We start from the raw sequence: 7,007 nt of genomic DNA, 5'->3' as shown, positions 1-7,007 counted from the left end.
GTCTATTCGAGAGCCGGTCCGCGCCCGTCTCGGCCCGAGCACCGAGCCTTCCACCCTCCTCGCCGGAGACGAGCGGCGCGGGGGTGCGCCGCTCGTCTCCGGCGAGGAGGGTGGAAGGCTCGGTGCTCGGGCCGAGACGGGCGCGGACCGGCTCTCGAATAGACTGGCCCCTGCCATCAGCGGCGCCCTCGGGGGCCGCACGCAACGAGATTTCCGAGGGAGCACCGTGTCCGGGCATTCCAAGTGGGCCACGACCAAGCACCAGAAGGCGATCAAGGACTCGCGCCGCGCGAAGTCCTTCGCCAAGCTGATCAAGAACATCGAGGTGGCCGCCAAGATCGGCGGCGCCGACCTCTCCGGCAACCCGACGCTCGTCGACGCCGTGCAGAAGGCGAAGAAGACCTCGGTGCCGAACGACAACATCGACCGCGCGATCAAGCGCGGCGCCGGCCTCACCGGCGAGGTCATCGACTACACGACGATCATGTACGAGGCCTACGGCCCCAACGGCATCGCCCTGCTCGTCGAGTGCCTCACCGACAACAAGAACCGCGCCGCGGCGGACGTCCGCACCGCGATGACCCGCAACGGCGGCACCATGGCCGACCCGGGCAGCGTCGCCTACAACTTCGCACGCAAGGGCGTCATCTCCGTGCCCCACGGAGAGAGCGTCACCGAGGACGACGTGCTCGGCGCGGTCCTCGACTTCGGCGTCGACGACGTGCTCGACCACGGCGAGAGCTTCGAGGTCCGCGTCGAGCCGAGCGAGCTCGTCCCGGCCCGCTCGGCCCTGCAGGAGGCGGGCATCGACTACGACTCCGCCGACATCGAGTTCGTCGCCTCCCTCCAGGTCGAGGCCGACGCCGAGACGGCTCGCAAGGTCTTCCGCCTGATCGACGCGCTCGAGGACTCGGACGACGTGCAGAACGTCTACACCAACCTCGACATCACGGCCGAGGTGCGCGCCGAGCTCGAGAACGAGGAGTGACGCGGTGAGCCCGGCCCGATCCCGGAGGGCGGCCTGATGCGCGTCCTCGGGATCGACCCCGGGCTCACCCGCTGCGGCGTCGGCATCGTCGACGTCTCGCGCGACCGCCGCGCGACCCTCGTGCACGTGACGGTCCTCCGAACACCGCCCGACGACGCGCTGGAGCGCCGCCTGCTGGCCCTGGGCGACGGGCTCGAGGCGCTGCTCGACGAGCACCGCCCCGACGCCGTCGCGATCGAGCGGGTCTTCGCGCAGAACAACGTCAGCACCGTGATGGGCATCGCGCAGATCAGCGGCGTCGCCCTCGTCGCGGCGGCCCGGCGCGGGCTCCCGGTCGGGATGCACACGCCGAGCGAGGTGAAGGCCGCCGTCACCGGCTACGGAGCCGCGGACAAGCGCCAGGTCACCGCGATGATCCAGCGCGTCCTCCGGCTCGACGCCCCGCCGCGGCCGGCCGACGCGGCCGACGCCCTCGCCCTGGCCGTCTGCCACGCCTGGCGGGCCCCTCTCGCGCCCTCCTCCGGGTCGGCGGGAGCCGGTGCCGACGGAGCGGCGGGCGGCACAGCAGCGCAGCGGGCGTGGCGCGCCGCCGAGGCCGCGAGTCGAACGCCTGTTCGAGCATCTAGACTGACGCGGTGATCTCCTCCCTCCGCGGCACCGTCCTCTCCGCCCGCGGGAGTCTCGCCGTCCTCGACGTCCACGGCGTCGGCTACGCGGTGAACGTGACCCCGCAGCACGCGCTCGAGATGCGCGTCGGCGACGAGACCACGGTCAGCACCGTGCTCGTCGTCCGCGAGGACTCGCTCACCCTCTACGGCTTCCCCGACGAGGAGCAGCTCGAGATCTTCGAGCTGCTGATCGGCGTGACCGGCGTCGGCCCGAAGTCCGCCCTCGGCGTGCTCGGCGCGGTCGAGCCGGACCGGATCGCGCAGGCGGTCGCCGACGAGGACGACGGGGTGTTCCGGAAGGTCAGCGGCATCGGCCCGAAGACGGCCAAGCTGATCATCCTGTCGCTCGCCGGCAAGGTGACCGTCCGTCCGCGCGCCGCCCGCGGCTCCGGTCCCGCCGCCACCGCCGCGCAGAACGTGCTCGCGGCGCTCGTCGGCCTGGGCTGGCCCGAGCGCACCGCGGCCGATGTGGTCGACGAGATCCTGCTCGACGCGCAGGCCTCCGACGCCGCGAACGTGCAGGCGCTGCTCCGGCTCGCCCTCGCCCGCCTCGGTCCGGCGGCCCGCTCGTGAGCGACGAGGTGCTGGGCGCCGAGGTCGCATCGGAGGCCGAGGTCGCCTTCGAGGGCGCCCTGCGGCCCAGGAACCTCAGCGAGTTCGTCGGCCAGCGCAAGGTGCGCGGCCAGCTCGAGCTGCTGCTCAAGGCCGCGGCCATGCAGGGCCGGACCCCCGACCACATCCTGCTCGCGGGCCCGCCCGGTCTCGGCAAGACGACCCTCGCGATGATCGTGGCGGAGGAGAGCTCCTCGCCCCTGCGGCTCTCCAGCGGCCCCGCGATCCAGCACGCGGGCGACCTCGCCGCCGTCCTCTCCTCGCTGCTGCCCGGCGAGATCCTCTTCATCGACGAGATCCACCGCATGGCGCGCTCCGCGGAGGAGATGCTCTACCTCGCGATGGAGGACTTCCGGATCGACATCATGGTCGGCAAGGGGGCGGGAGCGACGTCCGTCCCGCTGGATCTCGCCCCGTTCACGCTCGTCGGCGCCACGACCCGCTCCGGCCTGCTGCCCAATCCGCTCCGCGACCGCTTCGGCTTCACCGCGCACCTCGAGTTCTACGCGGAGGACGAGCTGCGGCAGGTGCTCGCCCGGGCGGCACGGCTGCTCGAGCTCGACATCGACGCGGACGCGATCGCCGAGATCGCCGGCCGCTGCCGAGGCACCCCGCGCATCGCGAACCGCCTGCTCCGGCGGGTGCGGGACTTCGCCCTGGTCCACGGCGGACGGGCCGACGTGACCGCCGTCCGCGCGGCGCTGGAGCTCTACGACGTCGACGCACTCGGACTCGACCGGCTCGACCGCGCGGTTATGGAGATCGTGCTGACCCGCTTCGACGGCGGGCCGGTCGGCCTGAACACCCTCGCCGTGTCGGTGGGGGAGGAGGCGGAGACGGTCGAGGCCGTCGTCGAGCCGTTCCTCGTGCGGATCGGATTGCTGACCCGGACGCCGCGCGGCCGCGTGGCGACCCCCGCCGCCTACCGCCACTTCGGCATCGACCCCCGGGGGACGGCGGCTCAGCCGCCCCTGTTCCCCGATGATCTATGATTCTCTAGGCCCGACGGGCCGCTCGATCCGCTCCGCCTCGACCTGAGGCCGCGCGGCGGATCGCCCATCCACTCCGGAAGGCCCACCCATGGATCCGACGATCATCCTGCTCGTCCTGCTGCTCGCCGTGATGATCATCTTCATGTTCCGCAACAACAAGAAGCGCCAGCGCGACGCGGAGAGCATGAAGAACAACCTCCAGCCGGGGGTGGAGCTCATGACCGGCTCCGGCCTCTTCGGCACCGTCGTGTCGATCGACGACGAGGCGAACAAGATCGTCATCGAGTCGACCCCCGGCACGCTGCTGACCATCCACCGTCAGGCGATCGCCCGGCTCATCGACCCGAGCGAGAACGCCGTCGTCGTCGAGACCGAGGACGAGGCCGACCCGCTGACCGCGACCGGCTCGCCCGAGTTCGGCGAGCGCGACTCCGCGCACCGCGACCCGCTGGTGGACCCGGTCGAGCGCGACCGCCGCCCCGACGCGCAGTAGTCTCCTGGGCGGGCCGGGCGCATCGGCGCCCGCCCGCTGTTCTCCACGCCCGGGCGACCCCGGGCCGATCACCGTCGACCGAAGAGAAAGCTGAGCCCTGGGTGGCCGCATCAACCCCCGTCCGGAAGGCCCGCCGCTCCCTGAGCTGGCTCGGTGTCCTGATCCTCGCTCTCGTCGGACTCAACACGGCGGCCGTCCTCTGGGGCGGCGGCTCCTGGACGCCGAAGCTCGCCCTCGACCTCGAGGGCGGCACGCAGATCGTCCTGCAGCCGCAGCTGAACGACGGCGACACCGTCTCGTCGGAGCAGCTGACCCAGGCCGTCTCGATCATCCGCCAGCGCATCGACGCGTCCGGCGTCTCCGAGGCCGAGATCACGACCCAGGGCTCGAGCAACATCGTCGTCTCGATCCCGGGCACGCCCGACGACGAGACGCTCCAGCGCATCGAGGCCTCGGCGAAGCTCGACTTCCGCCCGGTCCTCGTCGCGAGCCAAGCCACCAACAGCTCGGTCGGCGGCGACGCGACGTCCTCGCCCACGCCGACGCCCGTCGATCCGTCGCTCGCGACGGAGCCGACCGCCTCGCCGACGAACGCGAGCGACCTCGCCTACCTCACGCCGGCGCTCGAGGCCCAGTACACCTCGTTCGACTGCGCGTTCCTCAACGGCCAGGACCCGAACCTCGCCCCGGCCGACCAGCCGCTCATCACCTGCGACGACAGCGGGACGGTGAAGTACGTCCTCGGCCCGGTGGAGATCACCGGCGAGGACATCTCGGACGCCTCGAACGGCCTGATGACGACCTCCTCCGGTGCCAGCACCGGCACCTGGGCCGTCAACCTCTCGTTCGACGACCAGGGCACGCAGGCCTTCGGCGACGTGACCTCGCGCCTCGTGGCGCTGCAGGGTGCGCAGAACCAGTTCGCGATCGTCCTCGACGGCCGGGTCATCTCGGCCCCGTCGACGAACGCCGCCATCACGGACGGCAACGCGCAGATCTCGGGCTCCTTCACCCAGGAGTCATCGAAGACGCTCGCCGACCAGCTCAAGTACGGCGCGCTGCCGATCGGCTTCCAGGTCCAGAGCTCGGACAGCATCTCGGCGACGCTCGGCTCCGCCCAGCTCGCCAGCGGCCTGCTCGCCGGCCTCATCGGCCTGATCCTCGTCATCGTCTACTCCATCGCGCAGTACCGCGTGCTCGGAGCCGTCACGATCGCCTCGCTGCTCGTCGCGGCGATCGTCACCTACCTCGTCGTCACGCTGCTGTCCTGGCGGGAGGGACTGCGCCTCTCGCTCGCAGGAGTCGCGGGTCTCATCGTCGCGATCGGCATCACGGCCGACTCGTTCATCGTGTACTTCGAGCGCATCCGCGACGAGCTCCGCGACGGACGCGGCCTCGAGTCCGCCGTCGAGTCCGGCTGGCGGCGCGCGCTGCGCACGATCTTCGCGTCCGACATGGTGAACCTGCTCGCCGCGGTGGTCCTCTTCCTCCTCGCCGTCGGCAGTGTCCGCGGCTTCGCGCTCACCCTCGGGATCACGACGATCATCGACCTGATCGTGGTGGCGCTGTTCACCCACCCGATCCTGCAGCTGATGGCCACGAGACCGTTCTTCGCCGAGGGGCACAAGGCCTCGGGCCTGGATCCCCGGGCGCTCGGGGCCGTCTACCGCGGCCGTGCCGCCTTCCGTCCGCAGGACCAGGTGGTCGCCGGCAAGCGCGCCTCCGCGTCCCGTGAGGCGGCCAAGCGCCAGACCATCGCCGAGCGGAAGGCCGCCGAGGCGGCCGGCCTGCGCGACTCCAACGACTCGAACGGGAAGGACGCGTGATGGCCAGCTTCTCGCAGTTCGGAAACGACCTCTACACCGGTGCGCGATCGATCGACTTCGTCGGCCGGCGCCGCACGTGGTACCTCGTCTCGCTCGCCCTGATCCTGATCACGCTGCTCGGGACGGTCGCCCGCGGCGGCTTCAACTTCGGCATCGAGTTCACCGGCGGCTCGCAGTTCACGGTGTCCTCGCCGTCGAGTCTCGAGCAGGCGACGGCGACGGACGCGGTGACCTCGGTCGCTCCGGAGACCGTGCCGCGCGTGTCCATCGTCGGCGACGACTCCATCCGCGTGCAGACCGGCCAGCTCTCGACCGACGAGTCGACCGCGGTGCGGAACGCCCTGTCGGAGGCATACGACGTGCCCACCGACCAGGTCGCCTCCTCCTTCATCGGAGCGGCGTGGGGCAACGACGTGACTCAGCAGGCCCTGCGCGGCCTGGTGATCTTCGTGGTCCTCGCGGCCCTGGCCATGTGGGCGTACTTCCGCACCTGGAAGATGTCGCTCGCGGCGATCGTCGCGCTCCTGCACGACCTCGTGATCGTGGCGGGCGTCTACGGCATCACCGGCACCGAGGTGTCGCCGGCGGCGGTGATCGGACTGCTGACGATCCTCGGCTACTCGCTCTACGACACGGTCGTGGTCTTCGACAAGATCCGCGAGAACACCGTGGAGGCGCTCGGCAGCACGACCCGCACCTTCTCCGAGACGGTGAACCTGGCCGAGAACCAGACTCTCGTGCGCTCCATCAACACCTCGATCGTCGCCGCCCTCCCGGTGGCCGCGATCCTCGTGATCGGCGCGTTCGTCCTCGGCGCGGGCACTCTCCGCGACATCTCCCTCGCCCTGCTAATCGGCATCATCGTCGGCACGTACTCGACGATCTTCGTCGCGGCGCCGCTGTACGCCCAGCTGCGCAGCCGGGAGCCCGAGATCTCCAAGCACGACAAGCGTGTTGAGTCGGCCCGGGCGAAGGCGACCGCTCCGGCCGCGCCGGCCGTGCAGGGCTGAGCCGTGGCCGACTACGCCCAGGTCACGGCGGCCGACGCCGTCGGACTCGTCGAGCGCGACGAGGTATGGCTGCTCGACGTCCGGGAGCCGCACGAGTGGGCGGCGGGGCACGCTCCGGCCGCCCATCACATCCCGATGGGGGAGATCGGCGCCCGGCAGGACGAGCTCCCGGCCGACACGGCGATCCTGGTGGTCTGCCACTCCGGAGTCCGCTCCGCGATGGTGACGCAGGCCCTCGAGGGCGCCGGATACGAGGTCGCCAACGTCGACGCCGGCATGACCGCCTGGGCCGCGGCGGGCGGCGACGTGGTCGACGGCGAGGGGCGCCCGGGACGCATCGGCTGACGCCGGCGCCGTCCGCCCCGGGCGGAACGGTCATCGGCGCCGTCCGCACGGGCGATAATGGGGCGATGGAGAT

Annotated in this window: 8 protein-coding genes; all 8 read left to right on the top strand. The window is 71.5% G+C overall.

Translation table 11 applies throughout. The features are described from left to right. Positions 1-226: 226 nt before the first annotated feature. The 8 genes from C5C25_RS15340 to C5C25_RS15305 all read left to right on the top strand — a co-directional run bounded on the left by C5C25_RS15340 (position 227) and on the right by C5C25_RS15305 (position 6,934). Complete coding sequence (locus tag C5C25_RS15340; protein ID WP_104224772.1) at positions 227-988, top strand: YebC/PmpR family DNA-binding transcriptional regulator; 762 nt, start codon at positions 227-229, stop codon at positions 986-988. A 36-nt stretch (positions 989-1,024) separates the two neighbouring features. After that, positions 1,025-1,627 (top strand): crossover junction endodeoxyribonuclease RuvC, encoded by a 603-nt coding sequence (ruvC, locus tag C5C25_RS15335; RefSeq protein ID WP_104225338.1) that lies wholly within the window; start codon positions 1,025-1,027, stop codon positions 1,625-1,627. After that, positions 1,624-2,229 carry a Holliday junction branch migration protein RuvA gene (gene ruvA / locus C5C25_RS15330; protein WP_104225337.1) on the top strand — a complete coding sequence of 202 codons (606 nt, stop codon included), beginning with the start codon at positions 1,624-1,626 and terminating at the stop codon, positions 2,227-2,229. Before ruvC ends, ruvA begins: the two co-directional genes overlap by 4 nt. Then, the gene (gene ruvB, locus C5C25_RS15325) at positions 2,226-3,260 is read left to right on the top strand and encodes a Holliday junction branch migration DNA helicase RuvB (RefSeq protein WP_104224769.1); all 1,035 of its coding nucleotides are present in this window, start codon (positions 2,226-2,228) and stop codon (positions 3,258-3,260) included. The genes ruvA and ruvB overlap by 4 nt, the downstream gene beginning before the upstream one ends. A gap of 88 nt (positions 3,261-3,348) precedes the next feature. Then, positions 3,349-3,753 (top strand): preprotein translocase subunit YajC, encoded by a 405-nt coding sequence (yajC, locus tag C5C25_RS15320; RefSeq protein ID WP_104233318.1) that lies wholly within the window; start codon positions 3,349-3,351, stop codon positions 3,751-3,753. A 101-nt stretch (positions 3,754-3,854) separates the two neighbouring features. Next, positions 3,855-5,579, top strand: coding sequence for a protein translocase subunit SecD (gene secD, locus C5C25_RS15315; protein ID WP_104246772.1), 1,725 nt, complete (start codon positions 3,855-3,857; stop codon positions 5,577-5,579). Beyond that, positions 5,579-6,589 (top strand): protein translocase subunit SecF, encoded by a 1,011-nt coding sequence (gene secF / locus C5C25_RS15310; RefSeq protein ID WP_104233316.1) that lies wholly within the window; start codon positions 5,579-5,581, stop codon positions 6,587-6,589. Before secD ends, secF begins: the two co-directional genes overlap by 1 nt. Before the next feature lie 3 nt (positions 6,590-6,592). Continuing rightward, positions 6,593-6,934, top strand: a complete 342-nt coding sequence (locus tag C5C25_RS15305) for a rhodanese-like domain-containing protein (RefSeq protein ID WP_104233315.1) — start codon at positions 6,593-6,595, stop codon at positions 6,932-6,934. The last annotated feature ends 73 nt before the right edge of the window (positions 6,935-7,007 follow it).

Origin of the sequence: Rathayibacter sp. AY2B9, assembly GCF_002931595.1 — a bacterium.
In the GTDB taxonomy this organism is placed as follows: domain Bacteria; phylum Actinomycetota; class Actinomycetes; order Actinomycetales; family Microbacteriaceae; genus Rathayibacter.
Note: the sequence above shows the minus strand (reverse complement) of the source record. Positions and strands in the feature narration are given on the sequence as shown.

Excerpts from the sequence above, each read along its gene's own strand:
- ruvC (WP_104225338.1), top strand. The coding sequence starts at position 1,025 with ATGCGCGTCCTCGGGATCGACCCCGGGCTCACCCGCTGCGGCGTCGGC.
- yajC (WP_104233318.1), top strand. The coding sequence starts at position 3,349 with ATGGATCCGACGATCATCCTGCTCGTCCTGCTGCTCGCCGTGATGATC.
- secF (WP_104233316.1), top strand. The coding sequence starts at position 5,579 with ATGGCCAGCTTCTCGCAGTTCGGAAACGACCTCTACACCGGTGCGCGA.